The following is an 18872-nucleotide window of genomic DNA, read 5'->3' as shown; positions in this document are numbered from 1 at the left end:
ACTGGAAGACCCGGTGGCATGGGACACGTCGGAAACGGCCGAACCGAGCGAGTCACACTCCTCTGCAGCGTCCCCCTGCTGCCTGCCCTGTGCCCAGTGCGGAGCCTCCATGGCCCGGCTGGCCGCTGAGGGGGCGGTCTCCTCCATCCCCCTGTCCGGACCTGATCTGGGCAATCCGTCCGGGCCTCCCGCGCCCTTCGAACGGCCTCCTCGTCGCTGAACCCCCTCCCCCCATGGCGCCGCGGGCACCCCCGCGGTGAGAGTGTTCATGTCACGAGGACAACCTGATGAATCGTCGCGATTTCCTGCGCTACTCGGCCCTGGGTGGCCTGGTCCTGTCATCGACCGGCTACATGGCCTTCGCCGCCACCCGCACGCAACGCCACGGCATGGCGCCTGCCCTGCTTCCCGAAGGCGGCCAGCCGCTGCAACCGCTGCCACGTATCGCCAACCTGAGCGAGACGGCCGGCCGCTTTCATAGTGCGCTGACGCCGGCCCCCCATGCGGTGCCGCTCGGCGATGAGCTCGAGGCCAGGCTGTGGCTCTACAACGGCAAGGTGGCACCGCTGATCGAGGTCCGCGAGGGAGATGAACTGGACATCACCCTCATCAACGAACTGGAGCAGGAGACCACCGTGCATTGGCACGGCGTGCCGGTTCCCCAGGCCCAGGATGGCGCCCCCTGGGATGCCGTGGCGCCAGGCGAGTCACGCCGCTACCACTACACCTTCCCGGAGGGCAGCGCTGGCTTGCACTGGTTCCATCCTCATCCCCACCAGGGCACCGCCCGACAGGTGGCCCATGGCCTGGCCGGCGCCCTGCTGGTGCGCCCGCCCCAGGATGTGCTGCCGATGGAGGTGGAGGAGCACCTGCTGGTGGTCAGCGACCTGCGCCTGACGGCAACGGGCGAGGTCGCTCCCCACACCGCCGAGGACTGGCTGAACGGCCGCGAGGGGGAACTGCTGCTGGTCAACGGCCAGCGCGAACCGCGCCTCGATGTGGCGCCGGGCACCACCCTGCGTCTGCGGTTGATCAATGCCTGCGCCGGCCGCTATCTGCGTCTGCGCCTGGAGGAGCACGAACTGACCCTGATCGGCACCGACGGCGGGCTGATCGAGCGGCCTCAGCCGCTGGAGGAGCTGCTGATCACCCCGGGCGAGCGCGCCGACCTGCTGGTCCGGGTGAGTGAACAGGTCGAAGGGCGCTTCTGGCTGGCCAGCCACCCCTACGAGCGTGGCTGGATGGGTGATCGTCCGCCCCATCTGGACCAGGTTGCGCCGCTGCTGGCAATCCACACCCGTAACTCGGGCGTACAGCCCGCCGTCACCCTGCCTGATCGGCTGGGTAGCGTCGAGCCCCTGGTCGAGCCGGCGGTGCAGCGTCGGGTGGAGCTGACTGAGGTGATGCCGGGCCATGACGATAACGGTGCGGGACATGGCGAGGAAGGCGGCATGCCAGACGCTGGCCACGATGAGCATGGCGGCATGTCGGGCGCGTCGGATGACCATGACGCTCACGGTGGTGGCCATGGCGCTGCCCAGAATGGTCATGGAGGTGGCCATGGAAACGGTCATGGGAATGGCCACGACATGTCCGAGATGGCCGGCCGGCCGGAGGTGGACTTCCTGATCAATGGCCGCGCCTTCGCCATGGACGAGATCCTCTTCGAGGGCAGGGCCGGCGAGGTGGAGGAGTGGGAGGTCTTCAACAACTCCCATATGGACCACCCCTTCCATGTGCATGGCACCCACTTCCAGGTGGTCGCCAGCCGCGATGGCGACGGCGAGTGGCGCGAGGCGCCCTGGCTGGCCTGGAAGGACACCGTCAACCTGGCGCCCTACCAGCGCCTGAAACTCCGCATGGTGTTCCGCGAGCCAGGCGACTGGCTGTTCCACTGCCACATCATCGAGCACGAAGAGCTGGGGATGATGGCGACGATCCGCGTGAGCTGATCCTGCCGTATCGTGCTTCGGCGCCATGCGGCGGCTTCGCATGGCGCCGGCCATACCTGACGAGGGATAAGGAAGTGACGTCATGACCCATTATCGATGGCCACTCGCGATGGCCCTGCTCTTTACGCTGCTGGCGGGCTGCTCCCGAGAGCCGATCAGCATCAGTCTCGACCAGCTGCGTCAGCAGACCCACATTCACGGCCTGGCCTTCGATCGAGCCGACAGCGAACGACTGTGGCTGGCGACCCACCATGGCTTCTATGCCGTGGAGCGAGATGGCAAGGCCCGGAGGGTCTCGGAGGAGACCCATGATTTCATGGGCTTCGCGCCTCATCCCGAGGAGGCCGAGACCTTCTTCGCCAGCGGCCATCCGGCGGCTGGCGGCAACCTCGGGGTGGTGATCTCCGGTGATGGAGGTCGCAGCTGGTCACGGCTTGCGGCGGGCGTCGATGGCCCGGTGGACTTCCATCAGCTGACCGTCAGCGCGGCCAGCCCCAACGTGCTCTACGGGGCCTATGCCGGCCAGCTCCAGGTCAGCCAGGATGGCGGTACCAGCTGGCGGATTCTCGCAAAGGCGCCGGCCGGGCTGATTGCCCTGGCTGCCTCGAGTCGTGATTCCGAGCAGCTCTATGCTGCCACTCAGACCGGGCTCCTGATGAGCCCGGACGGCGGTGAGCGCTGGCGCCAGATCCATGCCGAGCGCCGCCCCGTCAGCCTGGTCGTGGCCAGCCAGGGGACGCTCTACGCCTTCATGCTGGACGTCGGCCTGCTGCGAGCCGAGGAAGCCAGCCGTGACTGGGAGGTGGTGAAGCGTGGCTGGGGAGAGCGCTATCTGATGCACCTGGCGGTGGATCCCGACAATCCCCAGCGACTGGTGGCGGCCGATGACGAAGGGCGGCTGCTGCAGAGCGACAACGGCGGTCGCGACTGGGTACGCCTCGACTGACGCCATTTATCAGCGCGCTTAGCCCGGCGAAGTCGAGACGTCAGGATAAAGAGGAGAGAGGGTTGGAGATGGAGCATAGAGCACAGGCTAGTGGGATCATGGATGAAGGGGCATCACCAACAAAAACCAAGGAGCAGACAAAGAGCTGGCACTTTGGCAAGCACTTCGCTGTCGCCCTGACCGGTGCCGCGGCAGCCGGGCTATTCTGGTTGAGCCGTATGGAGTGGGACGCGGAAATGCGCACTTGGCGGGCCTTCGGTGATGCCGCCTTCATTCTATTGGTTGTCGTCATGGCGATAGGTCCGCTGGCAAGGCTGTGGCCCCGGAGACTAGGTTATCTCGTCAATTGGCGGCGAGCTTTTGGAATCTGGTTTGCCATTTTTGCCTTGGTACACGGTTTCCTGGTGTGGGATGGCTGGGCACGCTGGTCGATCCGCGGTTTTTTAGGCTATCAGGACTTGCCGGTAGTGGGGCTTTCGGACCCAGTTCTCGTTGACCCGGGCTTCGGGCTTGCCAACATGATCGGTCTGATCGCTCTCTTCCTTGGGCTCGTGCTGTTCGCCATATCGTCCGACAAGGCCATGCGCTTCCTGGGCAGCTCAACATGGAAGCACCTTCAGAATTACGCTTACGTAATTTTCTATCTTGTAGCCCTTCATGCAAGCTACTTCCTCTTCTTGCACTATGAGCTGAGCCTCAGGAATCTGGTTTTTCAGCGTGGGGTTCCGGATCCAAACTGGTTTCGATTCTGGTTCCTTGCTCTTATCGGAAGCGTCTTGATCTTGCAATCGGCAGCTACGTTGAAAGTTTTCTTTCAAAGAAAGCGAAGAGGTGCATAAAGTAATAACGCCATGTCTGGCTGTTTTTTTAAGGTGAGATCAAACTTGATCCATATCAATGTGAGTGGCTCCAGTCCGAGCAATACTTAAAGGACTGATGCGCTAGCACGATACTCTTGAAGAATAAGGTAATTGATATGAGCGATAAAGATCGCCGCTTGGGTGTGTCCGAGATCAATCTGGTAACCCGGCATCTGAAGCTGGTGCCCTGTGATGAGGCGGCGATTCAGGCGGCAATCGCCGACATCGATCAGCTTTATGGGCTGGAGAGTGTATCGTATGACTCAAGGAAAAGTCGGCTCGACCTTGCTTATGATGCAACGCGAATATGCCTTGACTGTGTGGAGGATATACTGAGGAAGCATGCAGTCGAGGAAGCCAGCCGTGACTGGGAGGTGGTGAAGCGTGGCTGGGGAGAGCGCTATCTGATGCACCTGGCGGTGGATCCCGACAATCCCCAGCGACTGGTGGCGGCCGATGACCCTGAATCAACTGCTGATCAGCGAGAACGGTGGGCGCGACTGGTCGCGTCTCGAGTGAACCGGGAGGTACCCCATGCTGCAATATCCACAGATTGACCCGGTGGCCATCAGCCTCGGCCCGTTCGCGATTCACTGGTACGGCCTGATGTACGTGGTGGGCTTCGTTGCCGCCTGGTGGCTGGGGCGCCGCCGGGCCCACCGCCTGGGCCTGACCCACGATGATATCGGCGACCTGATCTTCTACGCCGCCGTCGGCGTGGTGCTCGGCGGACGGCTGGGCTATGCGCTCTTCTACGGCAGCGGGCAGTGGCTTGCCGACCCGCTCTGGCTGCTGCGACTCTGGGAGGGGGGCATGAGCTTCCACGGCGGCCTGGTCGGGGTGCTGGTGGCGGCCTGGCTGTTCGCGCGCAAGAAGCGGCTCGGCTTCCTGTCGCTGACCGACTTCATCGCACCGCTGGTGCCGATCGGCCTGGGGGCGGGGCGGATCGGCAACTTCATCAATCACGAGCTGCCGGGCCGGGTCAGTGAGCTGCCCTGGGCGATGCCCTTCCCGCATATGGGGCCTGAGCCGCGCCACCCCACGGCGCTCTACGAGTTCGCCCTGGAGGGGGTGGTGATGTTCGCGGTGCTCTGGTGGCTCTCCCGCGAGCCGCGCCGCACCGGGCTGATCTCCGGGCTCTTCCTGCTGCTCTATGGTGTCTTCCGCTTCGCCGTTGAGTTCGTGCGCCTGCCCGATCCGCATATCGGTTTCATCGCCTTCGGCTGGGTGACCATGGGCATGACGCTGACCCTGCCGATGATGGTGGCAGGCGCGGCGCTGATCGGCTGGTCGCGGCGTCAGTCGGTGGATGAGCCGAAACAGCAGGCACAGACCAGGAGCCAAAAAGGAACTTGATCTGTATCAGCGCGATCGACAGTAGCCGCGCCCATACTGAGCTTATCAGCTGGATTGGCGCACGGACGGAAGGCAACTTCCAAGAGGCATCATGAGCCTGTACGGATTACGCAGATCGCTGTTCGCCCGGTGGCCGGGCATGTTCGTTCTCTGGCTACTGGCCTGGTCGGTGGGAGCGGCCTACGCCTGCTCGCCCCAACTGGAAGTGGGCGAGCCGGAGAGCCAGGTGATTCTTGCTGTGGTAGATGAGTCGCCGTCTCAGCATCCGGAGAACTGCGACGATCCCTCTCCCGGAATCACGGCCAGCCTCGGCAAGGTGCCGGCAGAAGACCTGCGCAACCCGGCGGCTGCCGCGGGGTTACCCCTCGAGCTTTTTTCCTCTCCTTTCCTCCTTGCTACACGGGGCGAAGCATCGCACCTGTGTGGCCTCGCTACGTACTCATCTCCCCCCGTTTATCTCGCTACGGCACGGCTGCGTATCTAAGATCAATCGCTTTCAGCGACGTCTTCCGAATTTTGCGTGTTCCATGAGTCTGGCTCCAATCGGGCCGACTTACGAGCCATCCGAGGTGAACGATGAAACTCGACAAGCACTCTGCCGACTCCGGCGGCCAGCAGCCAATACGTTTCTGGCTGCCACTGGGACTTTTTCTCGCCTTCGTGGTGTATCTGCTGTGGGCTGAGCATAGGGTTCACTTTATACAGTTTCTTCCCTTTCTCATCTTGCTGGCCTGTCCGCTGATGCATGTGTTCATGCACGGCGGTCACGGTGGCCACCACGGCAAGAGCAAGAACGAGGAGGATCAGTGATGAACGCGGATCACAGCGCCTATGGGCTGTGGATACTGGTCGTCCTGAACTCGGCCGTATTCATCTTTTTCGCGTTCAGCTTCATCAAGCCACGCAGTAAGACGGACTGGCGGAGCCTGGGTGCCTTCTCGGCATTCGTGGTGGCGCTGTTCGTGGAGATGTACGGGTCCCCCCTGACCATCTACTTTTTGGCCGGCTGGTTGGCCTCGCGCTTCCCCGATCTTGATCCCTTCTCTCACGAGAGCGGTCACCTTCTCCAGACTCTCCTGGGGGTTGAGGGAGACCCTCATTTCAACGTTTTGCATATCGCCAGCAGTATCATCATCGTGGTGGGGTTCCTCATTCTGGCGTCTTCCTGGCGTGTACTTCACCAAGCCCAGCAGCATGGCGAACTCGCTATGACCGGCTGGTATGCGCGCTGCCGACACCCGCAATATGCCGCCTTTATCCTGATCATGCTCGGGTTCCTGCTGCAATGGCCCACGCTGTTGACCCTCATCATGTTCCCAATCCTGGTTGTGGTCTATGTACGCCTCGCTCGCCGCGAAGAAGAGATGGCTATGAAAGAGTTTGGCGAGGAATACAGAACCTATATGAAGAAAATTCCGGGGTTTATACCCCGAGTCAATCCCAAATCCCCTGCTCATTCCAAGGGGGAATGAAGCATGCCGTCTGACACCGATGGCTGATCGATTCTGTGTACGAAAAACTTGGTAGAATAGGAGAATATCCCATGAAAACTAAAGATCATCGTCTAGGCGTATCCGAGATCAACCTGGTGACTCGGCACCTGAAACTTGAGCCCAGCGAGGAGGAGGACATTCGCGCTGCTGTCGCCGACATCGACGAGCTATACGGGCTGGATAGTGTTGCCTTCGACCCCAAAAAACGGAGGCTGGACCTGGATTACGACGCCTCGAGACTGTGTCTCGACTGCGTCGAGGAAATTCTGGAGAGGCACACTGTGAAAATCAGCCAGGGTTGGTGGAATCGATTCAAGGAGGAACACTATCGGTTTGTTGATCAGAACGTGAAGGACAACGCCAGACAGGAACCGTGGAGCTGTCATCAGACGCCGCCAGGTGGTAAGGGAAAACGATAAGAATGTCGAGAGGAGGGGCGAAACGACCAAGCAGTTAATGGACTACCCGCGAGCAGCACCTGATCGTGACGCTGACTGACCAAGAAAGTGGCCAGCGGATCGAGGATGCCGATGTTACCGCACGCCTGGTTCATGAACGGCATGCGGGCTCCTTCAGACCACTCGAGCCGATGGACATCGCCGATACGATCATCTATGGCAACTTCTTCAGATTCCCGGCAGAAGGCGGATACAGTATTCAGCTACGCATCAACCGCGCTGGAGAATCGATTACCGAAGTCGAGTTCCGCCACCAACATGTGATGGAGTGAGTGACTCAGCTCTGTATCCGTCGGTAAATTCAACCCTGTTCCCTGCCTCGGCGGGGAGCACGGCACGGGTTGCCCTATGCGTTATGCTCAGGCTCTGACATCTCTCGCCCAGGTATTTCATCAGTCTTGTCCTGCCTGCCACTCTTCGGAAAAGATTGCGGCGATGCTCAACAAAATGAGCATGATCCCACCCAACTCCTGCCGCGTAATGGGCTCCGCATAGAGGACCCAGGAAAATCCAAAGCCCACGGCTGGTACCGCATAGAAAAACAGTGACAGACGCCCGAGATCACCATGACGAAGCAACCAGTACCAGGTGAGTGTCAGGAGGGCCGTGCCGGGAATCCTGCGTATTCCGAGCCATCGTGACCGCCCGTTCCGATCTATCGTGACCGACCATTCCGGGCCAACGTGACCGGCCATTCCGTTTCATCGTGACCGATTTCGGCCTCTTCCCCGGAATCCGTGGTCACGATGCCGGAATCATCGGTCACGTTCCCGGAATCTCATCTAACTCGCTGGAATGATTCGGACTTTTACGGCATACCCCTCCTTTTGCCTTTGGCCCCGGAGGGGACGATGCCAGCACCGAGGATTCCCATGCGAACCATCACCGAGGTGTTGCGCCTCAAGTACGACGCCGGCCTCAGCCACGAGAAGATTGCTCGGGCCTGCGGCCTCTCCAAGGGCGTGGTCAGCAAGTACGTCAGCCTGGCCCAGGTGGCCGGCATCCGCTGGCCGCTGCCCGACGGCACCGACGAAGCGGCGCTGGAGGCGCGGTTGTTTCCCGCCAAGTCGCCGCCGGTGCGCTTCTCGGCGCCGGACTACTTCCAGGTCCACCAGGCGCTCAAGCGCAAGGGCGTCACCCTGCAGCTGCTGTGGGCGGAGTACGTCGAGGTCCATGGCGACAAGGCCTACCGCTACAGTCGGTTCTGCGACCATTACCGCGCCTGGCGGAATCGCCAGCGGCGCAGCATGCGACAGGTCCACCGTGCCGGCGAGAAGCTGTTCATCGACTACTGCGGCCCGACCGTGCCGATCATCAACCAGGCCACCGGCGAGGAGCGACGGGCCCAGGTGTTCGTTGCTGTGCTGGGCGCCTCCAGCTACACCTACGCCGAGGCGACCTGGAGCCAGGCGCTGCCCGACTGGATCGCCTCTCACCAGCGTGCCTTCCAGTTCCTGGGCGGTGTCCCCGAACTACTCGTCCCCGACAACCTGAAGAGCGCCGTGACGCGGGCGTGTCGCTACGAGAGCCAGCTCAACACGACCTATGCCGAGATGGCCCGGCACTACCAGGTCGCCGTACTGCCGGCGCGGCCTTACAAGCCCAAGGACAAGGCCAAGGCGGAAGCCGCGGTACTGCTGGTGGAGCGCTGGATCCTGGCCCGCCTGCGCCACCACACCTTCTTCACGCTGGCCTCGCTGAATCAGGCCATCCGCGAGCTGCTGGAGGATCTCAACCGCCGACCCTTCCAGGGCCGCGAGGAGAGCCGGCGGGACCTGTTCCAGGCGATCGACCGGCCGGTGATGCGCCTGTTGCCGGAGACGCCCTACGAGTACGCCGAGTGGCGCAAGGCCAGGCCCGGCATCGACTACCATCTCGACCTCGACAAACGCTTCTACAGCGTCCCACACAGCCTGGTGGGCCAGGTGCTGGAAGTGCGGCTGACCCACGCCATGGTGGAGGTGTTCCACAAGGGCCACCGCGTGGCGGCGCACCCGCGCCACGCGCCGGGTCGCTTCTCGACCCTGGCCGAGCACATGCCCAAGCGCCACCAAGCGCACCGCGACTGGTCGCCAAGCCGCTTCCTGGACTGGGCGAAGGACATTGGCGTCGCCACCCTGGAGATGACCCAGCGGCAGCTGCAGGACCGCCCCCCTCCCGAGCATGGCTATCGTGCCTGCCTGGGCCTGCTTCAGCTCAGCCGGCGCTACGGCAAGGACCGCCTGGAGCAGGCCTGTGCGCATGCCCTGGCGATCCCCGCCACCCGCTACGCCAGCATCGCCTCGATCCTCAAGCAGGGGCTGGATCAGCAGCCGATGCTGACGCTCCCCGAGGCGCTTGACGACCTGCCGCCCCACACCAACGTGCGCGGTGCCGAGTACTACCACTGACCCGAGGAGACGACCGATGATGACCCAGCCCCTGCTCGACACCCTGCGCCGCCTCAAGCTGACCGGCATGCACGACGCCCTGGCTCACCAGCTCACCCAGCCGGACACCTACGACCTGCCCTTCGAGGATCGCCTGGGCATGCTGCTCGACCGAGAGGTCCTGCATCGCGATAACCGTCGCCTCGACCGGCTGCTGAAGGCCGCCAAGCTGCGGGTGATGGCCTGCGTCGAGGACATCGACTACCGCCACCCCCGCGGCCTGGAGCGGGGCCGCATGGCACCGCTGACGAGCGGCGAGTGGATTGGCCAGTCACTCAACCTGTGCATCACCGGCCCCACCGGGTGCGGCAAGACCTGGCTGGCCTGCGCGCTGGGCAACCAGGCCTGCCGGCAAGGGTACTCGGTGCGCTACCTGCGGGTGCCGCGCCTGTTCGAGCAGCTGCGCATCGCCCAGGGGGACGGCTCCTACGCCCGGCTGATGGGCCAGCTGCAGAAGACCGATCTGCTGATCCTCGACGACTGGGGGATGCAGAAGATGACCGCGCCGCAGCGCCAGGACTTGATGGAGGTGATCGAGGACCGGCATGGTCGGGGCTCGACGCTGATCGCCAGTCAACTGCCCATCGAGCACTGGCACGACTACATCGGCGCCGCGACGGTGGCCGATGCCATCCTGGACCGGCTGTTGCACAGCGCCCACCGCCTGACGCTCAGAGGAGAATCGATGCGCAAGAGCGCCGCCCCGCAAGCGGCAGAAGTTGTTGACCCCATCGTGACCGGTCAGCTTACAAAACCAGAACCAGCGAGAGAGGGGTGAGCAAATCGGTCACGATCCCCGGAATGACCGGTCACGTTCGCTGGAATATGCAAATCCCGAGGAACAGCAATAGGCTAATGAACTGTAACGACCATGTGATCTTGGGATCGGGCTCCAGTGCCAGCGAGAGAAGGAACAATGGAACACTGCTGAGCACCAGTGGCCAAGCGGCCAGCATAAGCCGAGACACGCCTGGGCCGACGTGCTTGACGATCAAACTGGCTGTGACGAGCCCTACACTTGACGCCAGTGCGAGTAATGGGCCGATTTGACCACCCACGGCCATCTCAGATGTCGCCGGAAACGCCACCAGAACGACGCCCACAAGGCCTAGCAACAAGGCAAGCAAGCGCATCCGGGTCAGTCGCTCGCCAAGCAGCCAGACACCCAGTGCAACCGCCAGCAAGGGTTGGCTGTTACCCAGTACCGACGCAATCCCGGCTCCCGTGTATCCAAGGCTGATAGCCATGGTGCCGTAGGCAAAGGCTGTGACGGCAATGCCCAGTACGATGATCCATGGCCATAGATCGCGACTGGGTACGAGCCGAATGCCCATCACAGGAAACAGCGCGAGCAGCATGGCGCCACCAATTAACAAGCGCAGCGCTACCAGGCGCAACGGCGGTGCCTGCTCAAGGGCCGCCTTGAGTGTTACAAAGCAGGTGGCGCTTGCTAGCACAACAGCCACAAGGGCGATAAGCCGTAGCCATCGAGGTGGTACTGTCATTGGTCCACCTAGCAACGTCGCATATCCGCAACATATGGCTGGATAGCCAAGCTAATTCTCTCAGCTGCGGCCCTGATTACCCATACGCTTTCGCCACTCTTCCACTTCAGCGGCATTCGCCCTTTTGTCATCCTGATCTCTTGGCCTTAGCTGGTGAATTATGAGGGGTCAACAACCGAGTTATCCAGCAGGCATCATGAAAATGGTTGCATACCGTGGCGAAGGCGATCGTCAAGGGAACACCCATGAAGGCGCCGGGGATGCCCCATAGCATGCCCCAGAAGAAAATGGAAAAAACGACGGCGAAGGGGGAGACGGCAAGGGCGCGTCCTTCGAGCCTGGGGTCAAGCAGGTTGCCGATAGAGAACTGGATGAGTGTCATGCCGAGGAGAACCAGTGCCGGGGTCTGCCATGACTCGAACTGGACAATGGCGAAAAGGACCGGAGGAAAGACCGCGAGAATGGAGCCGACAAAGGGGATGTAGTTCAGCGCGAAGGCGAGTATGCCCCAGGCAATGGCAAAGTCGAGCCCCGCCATTAGCGCAAATATCCAGGTCAACAAACCGGTCAGTACACTGACAGCGGTCCTGACGAGCATGTAGCGGCGAAATTTCCACCCGAGAATATGGAATGCCCTCAACAGCCGGTCGGCTGCATCCGCGCCAAGTGCATGAGGAAGGCGATGCTGAAAGGCACTGGCTTCCAGCAGGCCCAGAATCAGAAAGATCAAGGTCAATGCCACGAAGCCCATGATCGCATTGATGCGCAGCACGGCCTCATGAACCAGGTGAAAGAGTCCGTTGGGGCTGAACGGATCACCGGCGGTGGGCCAAAGGCCAACCCCCCTTCCTTCGAGCCATAGCCCGATGGCGCGATAGGTCTCCTGTGCACGTTCGCCATACAGGGACAGGCCGACCGCAACGGTACGGGCGCCGTAGCCGATCAGCAGGAGAAACGCAGCCGTGGCAACCAACACGAGCATAACCGAAACGATGAGCGCCAATCCGCGCAGTGCTCGCCTTCCCTTGAATGCTCTGTGTTGGTACACAGGCCACACCAGCGCCATCAGAAACAGCGAGAATGCCATGGGCGCAGCGAGAACCCGTAGCCAGTAGAGGGCGGCGACGATAAGGATGATCGCGATCACCCAGAGGGGATTCAGTATCGGTGACCCATGGTGGTCATACATGATGTATACCTTGTTGGTAACTGTTTAGCTCACGCCGCCTGATCCGTGGCTGTAGGCTGCATGAAGGATGGCACATCACCCGCAAACAGTTGCTCCAGTGCGGTATGCGCCGCCACCCCTTGCTTGACGGCGGTCGAGAGGAAGCTGCGCATCCGGCAGAAGATCTCCGCCCCCTCCCAGGAGCGGAAACAGCCCGAGATTTTCTGCTGGACCTTGGTCATTCGCAGATCGCGTTCCCCCTGGTTGTTGGTGAAGGGAGCGGCAGGGTCGTCGAGGAAGCGCAACACGTCGTCCCCGTACGCCTGGAGGCGTTCCAGGAGGTTGCGCGACTTGGTGCGCTTGGCCCGGCCTCGCGTTCCAGGTGGCGGTTTCACCGGCGGGGGGCACTCGGCGTCCCCTTTCGCCAGGCAATCTCGATAGCGCTGCCGCCAGGCTCGGGTCTCATCGGCCGAGAGGCAGCCGTCGGCCACCTCCACGGCGCGATGCATCTCCAACAACAGGTCATGCAAGGCCTTGGCCCATGCCTGGCCATCGTTCTCCCAGGCCGCTGTCAGCTCCCGAAGGTGGTGCGCATTACAGAGCGCGTGCCGGCAATCCGGATAGCGGTAGTAGGGCTTCCAGTGATCATGCACCAGCACGCCACGCACGAAGGGCAATACGCCGATGGCGTCCATCGCTTCCTGGCCGCGCTTGGGGTGCGGGTCCCACCAGGCCCTCGCAGTCGGCGGCGAGCAGAGCGATGGCCCAGCCCGCCTGACAGTTGCCGTAGAGCACCGGCGGCTTGCCAGGGTGGCGTTCGGCTACCGTTTCGACGAAACGCCGCAAGACATCCAATACATCACCCAGCGTCTGCCCGGCCACGGGCTCCGGAAAGAAGGCGACGAAGTAGACCGGGTGGCCTTCGTGGAGCGCCATCCCGACTTCGGAGTCGCGCTTGAAGCCGCCGATGCCGGGGCCGTGGCCGGCGCGCGGATCAACGATGACTACTGGGGGCTTGGTCGCGTCGAGGCAGTCCTCCAGGCAGTCATCGCCCCCCCGGGTGATCCGCAGCAGCGCATAGTTAGCGGGGCGTTCCAGCCGGCGGCCGTCGAGGACTGTCTCGTAGTCGAAGTCGAGCAGCGGCGGCTTGCCGGCCCGCTCGTGCTCGAGCATGTTGTTTGCGCGCTCACGCAGGGTGTCCAGATGGAGCACGCTGCGCTGCCAGAGATCGGTCTGGTAGCTCAACAGGTTGAGCATCATTTGGTTGGCCACCGTAGCCGGCCACAGCCGATCCGTCGCCGTAGTGGAAGGTTGCTGAGCCATATAGAGGTCCTTGGAGCGGTTGGTCTGGTGGACCAGGCGCATCGCTTCATGCTCTTCGAGCTTCAGGAGCTCACCGATCAGCTTGCGCGTCTCGGGAATCTCGGTACGCCCTTCGAGATAGCGATAGAAGCCGATGACCTGCTCATGGAGGTCGAAGACCTCCTGGCAGATCTCGTCGAAGCTCATCTCCGCATAGGGTGCGCTGCATGACAGGTGGGGCTTGATGGGCGCGTAGGCAATGTAGTCGTAGAGCCAGGTATTCAACGCCTTGGTGGCGGCCTGCTTCTTGAAGCTAGTGACGGTTTTCTCCAGTGCCGCCTCATGATCCGCTAGATATTCCAACAGCCACTTGGCGCGCTCCTCCTCCTGCCGCGTTGAACAGTGCTTCAGGCACCTGGCCAGATGCTCATGCAGGGCCCGAGTCCACTCGACCACATCACGAAAGGTTTCAACGTTCATGGCAATCACTCACTTTACTGGTGTGTATCAACACATGAGACCAAGTATCGAGATCTCAGTTAGGACACCGGTGACCGTAGCACCAAACCGACAACGTTCGTGGGTATGCCCGTGCCGCGGCTCCGAGTAGAACGGATGTACGGCTTACAGGCGCAGGCGCTGGGTGAGCAGATAGATGGGAACGCCGGAATTGGACGGCTGTTTTCGAGGTGTGCCGGAGACGAAACTAGGGATGGGGGCAGGCGTCGGTTCGGTGGTGACCGTCAGGGCATCCTCGTACTCGATTTCCTGCTGATCGACACGCAGGACTCCCTTAGGCAGGGTGAACTCGCCATGACCGTGCCGGCAAAGTGGCCCTTCTTCATGCCGCGCTTCAGCAGCCACCGTGGTGGAAGCGCCCTCAAGCACCATTACCACGTGGTGCCCGGGATCACCGGCCTCGGGATCCGGGGCCTCGGCATGGGCCAGCGCGAGCCCACTCAGCAGCAGCGCAAATAGCCCGACCAGCAATAGCCTTGCCCACTTCACGGGAACATACGGCGCTTGGCGGTTGAATAAGCTGTGAGAGTGCATGGCGCATCGTTGCCTGACGCTGAGGGATCCTATTCACCATAGCTCACTGGCATCCAATGTCGCTTGATCGACATCAAGTGATATTGAACTGGTCTAATTGGAGCGGACACCCCGGTAAGCCTCATACTGGAGGCATTGGAGGTGTTCATGACCAAGAAGACGCGACGTCGTTACTCCGACGAATTCAAGGCTGAGGCGGTCAACATGGTTCGAGGAGAGGGCTATGCCATCTCCGAGGCCGCCAGGCGGCTGGATATCGATCGCAGCCTGCTGGATCGCTGGTGCCGCCAGCAACGTGACCGAGAGGATGGTGTGACTGACGACCAGGTGGATGAGCGGGATGCCGAGATCAAGAAGCTTCGCGAAGAAGTTCGTAAGTTGCGGATTGAAAAGGAGGTTTTAAAAAAAGCCACGGCCTTCTTCGCGAGAGAGTCGAGCTGAGATACCAGTTCATCGAGTCGGAGAAGGCCTCCTTCCCAGTGGCGGTGCTGTGCCGTGTCATGGACGTCAGCCGCAGTGGCTTCTATGCCTGGCGTCAGCGTGAACCCGATGAGCAGCGCCAGTGCCTGCACCGGGAGGTCAAGGACATCCACGATCAGAAACGAGGTAGCTATGGGAGCCGGCGAATGGCCAAGGAACTCCGTCGCAGAGGTCATACGGTCGGTCGTTATCAGGCGCGTAGCCTGATGCAGGAAGCGGGTGTCGCCTGCCGACAGCGTCGCCGCTACCGGCATACGACGGACAGCGACCACGGGCTGCCAGTGGCTCCCAACCTGCTCAAGCGGCAGTTCACGGTGCCTGAGCCCAATCAGGCGTGGGTGGCCGACATCACTGCCATTTGGACCTTGGAAGGCTGGTTGTACCTGGCGGCCGTGCTGGACCTCTACGACCGACAGGTCATCGGCTGGGCCATGGCCGACCATATGAAGACGTCACTCACCCTGGACGCCCTGGAGATGGCAATTGGCCGCCGACAGCCTCCCCGAGGCGTGCTTCACCACTCGGATCGCGGCAGCCAGTACGCCTCTCGTGCGTATCGCGAACGACTGGCAAAGCACGGGTTCCAGGCCTCCATGAGCCGCAAGGGGAACTGTTGGGACAATGCGGTCATGGAGCGCTTCTTCGGCTCTCTGAAGAGCGAATGGCTGGAGGGACAGCGGTATTGGACCCGCCAGTCAGCGAGGCGCGACGTCGTGACCTATATCGAGATGGAGTACAACAGCTGCCGGCTCCACTCGACCCTTGGCTACCACACGCCGAGGGAGATCGAGAAAATCGCGGAGAGTTATTGTCAAATCCTGTGTATAGCCGGTCAGGCGGCAGACCTGTCTGACTGATCGGTCAAGGGCTCGCCATCCTGGAACTGGACGTTGTTCACGACCAGCTCCAGCTTGTTGAACCCCTTGATCCGCTTCCAGCGCTTCTGGGCGCTCTGAAGCAGCTTGAAGACCATCGCCAGGGTCGTCGCTCTGGAGCCGCAATTCCGGCTCCGCTTGCTCCGCAGGCGGACCGTGGCGAAGGTCGATTCGATCGGGTTGGTGGTGCGGATATGCACCCAGTGCTCTGCCGGGTAGTCATAGAACGCCAGCAACTCCTCCCGATCCTTGGCCAGGCACTCCATGGCTCTGGGGTACTTGGCCTCGAAGCGTTTCACGGTGCGATCGAAGGCCTTGTGTGTGCTCATCGCGGGTCTCGGCCATCCAGATCTCGTGAAGGTCGGCCTTGACCTTGGGCTGCACGGATTTCGGCAGCTTATTCAGTATGTTGGCGGTCTTGTGGACCCAGCAACGCTGGTGATCGGTCTCCGGATAGACCTTGCTCAGTGCAGCCCAGAAGCCCATGGCGCCGTCGCCGACCGCCAGCTTGGGGGCAGTGGTCAGTCCGCGCTCGCGTAGACCCGTGAGCAGCTCTTTCCAGCTGGCCTCCGACTCGCGTTGCCCATCCTCGACAGCCACCAGCTCCTTGCGACCCTGCTCGGTGACGCCGATGATCACCAACAGGCACAGGCGGTCATCCATGCGCACGTTGCTGTACACGCCGTCCGCCCACCAGTAGACATAGCGCTGCTCTGCCAGGTCACGCTTTTGCCAGTCGGCATGCTCGTCCTCCCACTGCTTCTTGAGCCGCGACACGGTGTTGGCCGAGAGACCCTTGGCCTGGTCACCCAGCAGGGCCGACAGGGCCTCCTGGTAATCGCCGGTGGAGACTCCCTTCAGGTAGAGCCAGGGGATCAGCTCATCGATACTGCGGGCCCGCTTCAGGTAGGGCGGCAGCAGCACGCTGCTGAAGGTCACCCCGTCGCCACTGCGGTCACGGACCCGGGGCACCTTGATCTCGACATCGCCGATACCGGTCTGCACGGTGCGCTCCGGCAGGTAGCCGTTGCGGACGACGGCTCTCGACGGCCGTCTTCCAGCGTCTTGTCGGCATATAGCTCCAGAAACGTGCTCAACTCCGCCTCCACGGCCTTGGCGATCAGGTCTCGGGCTCCCTTACGCAGCAGTTCATGCAGCGGATCGGTGGCACCTGCGTCTGGCTGCGTCACGGCTTGGAGAGTAGAATCGGTCATGGCGTATCCGTCCTATGTTGGTTGTGATCTAGCGAGATCAATCAACAGGATACGCCACCCTCTCTACTGCCCTCCATACACAAGAACTGAGCTTAACTCAATCGCGGAAGCAGCTTAATAAAAGTGTCCGCTACGACTTGACCAGAACAATCTGCTCTGGCGGCAGGCTGGCGTACTCGGGGCGGTGGCACACGTCGAGGATCTCCTGTTCTTCGGCCGGTGTTAGCGCGTTAGCCGGCACCGGCCGGCCGACCAAAGGGCGCTGGTCCTCGTGCAGCTCGCCGCCGCGCGTCCAGCGCTGGTACGTCCTGGCGGTGATGCCCAGCTCTCGGCAGGCGGCCTCCAGGCGGGCCCCCTGGGCCCTGGCCTCTTCGATCAGCGCGATGGCGCGTTGGCGATCTGGGGTGCTGATCATGCGTCCTCGTCCCCCCAGATCGCCCTCGCCTTTTTTCTGAGGGCCAGTAACGCTGCGGTCTCCGCCAGGGCCTCGTTCTTGCGGGCGAGCTCCTTTTCCAGCGCCTTGATGCGCTTGCGCTGTTGCTTGGCCTCGTCGGCTTCACGCTGGCGTTCCGAGTGCGAGAGGCTGGCGGCTTGCTCGCAGTCATGCCGCCACCGCCCCAGCTGTTCGGGGAAGATGCCCCGACGGCGGCAGTATTCCGCGGTCTCCTGAGCATTCATCGAGGCGGTTTCAAGCACGGCGTTGAACTTGTCCTTGGACGACCAGCCATCGGTGCCTTTGCCCAGCGCGTCCGGCAGGCAACGTCCCTCGGCGCGGGCTTGCTTGCGCCAGGTGTAGACGGTGCCCAGCGAGATCCCTTCCTGCTCCGCGATCACCTGCGGGGAGAGGTTGTGGGGAGGCAGCAGCTTGGTGACCACGGCTTGCCGGCGCTCCTCTGAGTAACGAGGCATGAGTGTCTCCTTTCGCCCCCTGATCGGTTTATAGGAACAGGGTATCAGAGGGCACGACAGTCATCCTGACACTGGGGGTTGGCACGGCGTATGGGTGTCTGACGCCGATTGGTCTTTTCACCATAGCTCACTGTCCAAGGAGATCGCTTGACCGGTATCAAGGAACGATGGCTGCTCGAGCTGTAAGCATGGCAGCGGTTGCCTGGCTTCGAATGGCGTGAAACACTGTCTCAAGCTGTTGCCCAGCATCGCCTTCTCTCTGTTCTGGAGCCCTGATAATGGCGGGAGCACGAGCCGGATACAGCAGGTCTAGCCGGCTATTGGCCATCCCGGAGTTCAACGTGGCGCTATTTGCGTTTCTGTTGAACTATCCGTGGGAATTCCTGCAAGTTCCCTACTTCGTCGCAATGCCTGAGATGGCTCACTGGGATGCGGTCATCTTTTGCACCCGGGCAACCATGGGCGATGTGCTTATTGCCCTGGTGGCTTTCTGGGTCGTAGCGATGTTTCGGCGCCAGCGCTCTTGGCTGCTCCGGCCCGATGCGCGAGCGATCTTCGCCTTCATTGCCACTGGTATCGTGATTACAGTCGGTCTCGAGTGGCATGCCACTGAGCTTCAGCAGCGTTGGCAGTACGCCGAGCGGATGCCGACACTGCCTCTTGTGGGCACCGGGCTGACACCTCTGCTGCAGCGGCTCGTGCTACCGCCGATAATCGTGTGGTTGGCACGCCGCCAGATGCTCGGAGAGCGCTATCTGATGCACCTGGCGGTGGATCCCGACAATCCCCAGCGACTGGTGGCGGCCGATGACCTGAATCAGCTGCTGATCAGCGAGAACGGTGGGCGCGACTGGTCGCGTCTCGAGTGAACC

General features: G+C 62.0%; 20 protein-coding genes and 3 pseudogenes. 14 read left to right on the top strand and 9 right to left on the bottom strand.

Annotation, left to right across the window (positions count from 1 at the left end; genetic code table 11):
* The first annotated feature begins 287 nt into the window (after positions 1-287).
* The 10 genes from B6N23_RS05355 (at position 288) to B6N23_RS05310 (ending at position 7337) form a co-directional block, all read left to right on the top strand.
* Positions 288-1952 (top strand): multicopper oxidase family protein, encoded by a 1665-nt coding sequence (locus tag B6N23_RS05355; protein WP_305502573.1) that lies wholly within the window; start codon positions 288-290, stop codon positions 1950-1952.
* 82 nt (positions 1953-2034) lie between these two features.
* Positions 2035-2898 (top strand): F510_1955 family glycosylhydrolase, encoded by an 864-nt coding sequence (locus B6N23_RS05350; RefSeq protein ID WP_305502571.1) that lies wholly within the window; start codon positions 2035-2037, stop codon positions 2896-2898.
* Positions 2899-2996: 98 nt separating this feature from the next.
* Entirely contained in the window at positions 2997-3737 is a 741-nt protein-coding gene (locus tag B6N23_RS05345) for a ferric reductase-like transmembrane domain-containing protein (protein ID WP_305502569.1), read from the top strand.
* Between the two features lie 137 nt (positions 3738-3874).
* Complete coding sequence (locus B6N23_RS05340) at positions 3875-4315, top strand: hypothetical protein (protein WP_305502567.1); 441 nt, start codon at positions 3875-3877, stop codon at positions 4313-4315.
* Positions 4293-5114 (top strand): prolipoprotein diacylglyceryl transferase, encoded by an 822-nt coding sequence (gene lgt / locus B6N23_RS05335; protein WP_305502565.1) that lies wholly within the window; start codon positions 4293-4295, stop codon positions 5112-5114. Before B6N23_RS05340 ends, lgt begins: the two co-directional genes overlap by 23 nt.
* A 91-nt stretch (positions 5115-5205) precedes the next feature.
* Positions 5206-5598, top strand: coding sequence for a hypothetical protein (locus tag B6N23_RS05330; RefSeq protein ID WP_305502563.1), 393 nt, complete (start codon positions 5206-5208; stop codon positions 5596-5598).
* A 92-nt stretch (positions 5599-5690) separates the two neighbouring features.
* Positions 5691-5924: a DUF2933 domain-containing protein gene (locus tag B6N23_RS05325; RefSeq protein ID WP_305502561.1), complete on the top strand. Its 234-nt coding sequence runs from the start codon at positions 5691-5693 to the stop codon at positions 5922-5924.
* Entirely contained in the window at positions 5924-6586 is a 663-nt protein-coding gene (locus tag B6N23_RS05320) for a methyltransferase family protein (RefSeq protein WP_305502559.1), read from the top strand. Before B6N23_RS05325 ends, B6N23_RS05320 begins: the two co-directional genes overlap by 1 nt.
* Positions 6587-6657: 71 nt before the next feature.
* On the top strand, positions 6658-7026 hold the full coding sequence (locus B6N23_RS05315; RefSeq protein ID WP_305502557.1) for a cation transporter: 369 nt from the start codon (positions 6658-6660) through the stop codon (positions 7024-7026).
* A gap of 65 nt (positions 7027-7091) precedes the next feature.
* Positions 7092-7337 carry a hypothetical protein gene (locus tag B6N23_RS05310; RefSeq protein WP_305502554.1) on the top strand — a complete coding sequence of 82 codons (246 nt, stop codon included), beginning with the start codon at positions 7092-7094 and terminating at the stop codon, positions 7335-7337.
* Positions 7338-7457: 120 nt separating this feature from the next.
* On the opposite strand, the gene B6N23_RS05305 is transcribed toward B6N23_RS05310, so the two are convergent.
* Positions 7458-7760, bottom strand: a complete 303-nt coding sequence (locus tag B6N23_RS05305) for an EamA family transporter (RefSeq protein WP_305502552.1) — start codon at positions 7758-7760, stop codon at positions 7458-7460.
* A gap of 156 nt (positions 7761-7916) precedes the next feature.
* On the opposite strand from B6N23_RS05305, the gene istA reads away from it, so the two are divergent.
* Together istA and istB are read left to right on the top strand one after the other, a co-directional pair.
* Positions 7917-9455 carry an IS21 family transposase gene (istA, locus tag B6N23_RS05300; RefSeq protein WP_305502550.1) on the top strand — a complete coding sequence of 513 codons (1539 nt, stop codon included), beginning with the start codon at positions 7917-7919 and terminating at the stop codon, positions 9453-9455.
* Between the two features lie 16 nt (positions 9456-9471).
* Positions 9472-10272: an IS21-like element helper ATPase IstB gene (istB, locus tag B6N23_RS05295; protein ID WP_305502548.1), complete on the top strand. Its 801-nt coding sequence runs from the start codon at positions 9472-9474 to the stop codon at positions 10270-10272.
* A 31-nt stretch (positions 10273-10303) separates the two neighbouring features.
* On the opposite strand, the gene B6N23_RS05290 is transcribed toward istB, so the two are convergent.
* The 5 genes and pseudogenes from B6N23_RS05290 to B6N23_RS05270 all read right to left on the bottom strand — a co-directional run bounded on the left by B6N23_RS05290 (position 10304) and on the right by B6N23_RS05270 (position 14522).
* Complete coding sequence (locus B6N23_RS05290) at positions 10304-10999, bottom strand: DMT family transporter (protein ID WP_439649834.1); 696 nt, start codon at positions 10997-10999, stop codon at positions 10304-10306.
* 127 nt (positions 11000-11126) lie between these two features.
* Positions 11127-12188, bottom strand: coding sequence for an AI-2E family transporter (locus tag B6N23_RS05285; RefSeq protein ID WP_305502543.1), 1062 nt, complete (start codon positions 12186-12188; stop codon positions 11127-11129).
* 29 nt (positions 12189-12217) lie between these two features.
* A pseudogene (locus tag B6N23_RS05280) lies at positions 12218-12898 on the bottom strand (IS66 family transposase); the annotation flags it as partial.
* Positions 12813-13340 carry a DUF3141 domain-containing protein gene (locus B6N23_RS05275; RefSeq protein ID WP_305503704.1) on the bottom strand — a complete coding sequence of 176 codons (528 nt, stop codon included), beginning with the start codon at positions 13338-13340 and terminating at the stop codon, positions 12813-12815. The pseudogene B6N23_RS05280 and the gene B6N23_RS05275, both read right to left, overlap by 86 nt.
* 753 nt (positions 13341-14093) lie before the next feature.
* A complete protein-coding gene (locus B6N23_RS05270; RefSeq protein WP_305502541.1) occupies positions 14094-14522 on the bottom strand; it encodes a hypothetical protein in 429 nt (142 codons plus the stop codon).
* A 147-nt stretch (positions 14523-14669) separates the two neighbouring features.
* On the opposite strand from B6N23_RS05270, the pseudogene B6N23_RS05265 reads away from it, so the two are divergent.
* Positions 14670-15859: pseudogene (locus tag B6N23_RS05265) on the top strand (IS3 family transposase).
* On the opposite strand, the pseudogene B6N23_RS05260 reads toward B6N23_RS05265, so the two are convergent.
* The 3 genes and pseudogenes from B6N23_RS05260 to B6N23_RS05250 form a co-directional block, all read right to left on the bottom strand.
* Positions 15835-17091: pseudogene (locus tag B6N23_RS05260) on the bottom strand (IS256 family transposase). The pseudogenes B6N23_RS05265 and B6N23_RS05260 overlap by 25 nt on opposite strands.
* Before the next feature lie 130 nt (positions 17092-17221).
* Complete coding sequence (locus B6N23_RS05255) at positions 17222-17506, bottom strand: helix-turn-helix domain-containing protein (protein ID WP_096655370.1); 285 nt, start codon at positions 17504-17506, stop codon at positions 17222-17224.
* Positions 17503-18000, bottom strand: coding sequence for a transposase (locus tag B6N23_RS05250; protein ID WP_119022644.1), 498 nt, complete (start codon positions 17998-18000; stop codon positions 17503-17505). The genes B6N23_RS05255 and B6N23_RS05250 overlap by 4 nt, the downstream gene beginning before the upstream one ends.
* Before the next feature lie 341 nt (positions 18001-18341).
* Here B6N23_RS05250 and B6N23_RS05245 point away from each other — a divergent pair, with 341 nt between their 5' ends.
* Positions 18342-18869: a hypothetical protein gene (locus tag B6N23_RS05245; protein WP_305502535.1), complete on the top strand. Its 528-nt coding sequence runs from the start codon at positions 18342-18344 to the stop codon at positions 18867-18869.
* The last annotated feature ends 3 nt before the right edge of the window (positions 18870-18872 follow it).

The sequence above is a fragment of the Halomonas alkalicola genome (genome assembly GCF_030704205.1).
Lineage (GTDB): Bacteria > Pseudomonadota > Gammaproteobacteria > Pseudomonadales > Halomonadaceae > Halomonas > Halomonas alkalicola.
The sequence above is the reverse complement of the archived record's forward strand: the minus strand, read 5'-3'. Positions and strand labels throughout refer to the sequence as shown.